This window comes from Mesorhizobium sp. M7A.F.Ca.MR.362.00.0.0, assembly GCF_004023175.1.
Taxonomy (GTDB): Bacteria; Pseudomonadota; Alphaproteobacteria; order Rhizobiales; family Rhizobiaceae; genus Mesorhizobium.
Genome location: NZ_RZTF01001126.1, coordinates 1 through 238, shown reverse-complemented (window position 1 = coordinate 238; position 238 = coordinate 1). Strand labels below are relative to the sequence as shown.

The following is a 238-nucleotide window of genomic DNA, read 5'->3' as shown; positions in this document are numbered from 1 at the left end:
CTGCAGGTCGTTGAGCAGGTTGAGAACGGTCGCCTGGACGGAGACGTCGAGTGCCGAGGTCGGTTCATCGAGCACGACGACCTTCGGCACGCCGGCGAAGGCGCGCGCGATCGCCGCCCGTTGCCGCTGGCCGCCGGACAGCGAGCGCGACTTCTGCTCGGCCGTGGCGCCGGCGAGGCGAACCGAGGCCAGCAGGTCGCCGACGCGGGCTCTCACCTCGCTGCGGCGCAGGCTGGCG

1 protein-coding gene is annotated in these 238 nt (G+C 73.1%); it reads right to left on the bottom strand.

Translation table 11 applies throughout. The annotated features are described in order from the left end of the window. A partial coding sequence (locus EOC06_RS39360) for an ATP-binding cassette domain-containing protein (RefSeq protein ID WP_164899111.1) occupies nucleotides 1-238 on the bottom strand: 238 nt, incomplete at both ends.